Annotated in this window: 1 protein-coding gene; it reads left to right on the top strand. The window is 69.3% G+C overall.

All coding sequences use genetic code 11. The features are described from left to right. Positions 1-574 (top strand): DUF222 domain-containing protein (locus ACFFGH_RS34435; RefSeq protein WP_386677487.1); only part of this gene is annotated, 574 nt, incomplete at both ends.

Here is a 574-nt window from a genome sequence, read left to right as displayed (position 1 = left end):
TGAAGCGGGCGCGGGCGGTGCGGGACGAGATCGACGCGGAGGGCATCGCGGTGCGGGAGGCGCAGCGGCATTCGCAACGGTATTTCAGAGTGTTCCGGCGGTCGGACGGGATGATCAATGGCGACTTCCTGCTGGCACCGGAGTCCGGTGGTGCTGAGGTGCTGGAGACGTTCCAGGCGATCACCTCACCCCGGCGTGGTGGTCCCAGGTTTGTGGACCCGGTGGAGCAGGAGCGGGCGCAGCGGATCCTGGACGACGAGCGCACCCCGGAGCAGCAGCAGGCCGACGGGTTCGTCGAACTGCTGCGGCTCGGGGTCGCCGCCGACCCGCGGAATCTCTGCGGGGTGCGAAAGCCGGCGGTGCGGGTGCTGACCACCACCATGCCGGAGGGAACCGGGTTCGGCCGGATCGAAGGGCACCCCGACCCGGTATCCGGTCACACGGTGGACCGGTTCATCTGCGAAGCCGGGATCCTGCCGATCCGGTTCGACCACGACGGGCAAGTCCTCAACGTCGGCCGCGAGCAGCGGCTGTTCACCACGGTGCAGCGAATCGCACTAGCCGCCAGGGACGG

Source organism: Lysobacter korlensis (assembly GCF_042434515.1).
This window is presented reverse-complemented; position numbering and strand designations above follow the sequence as displayed.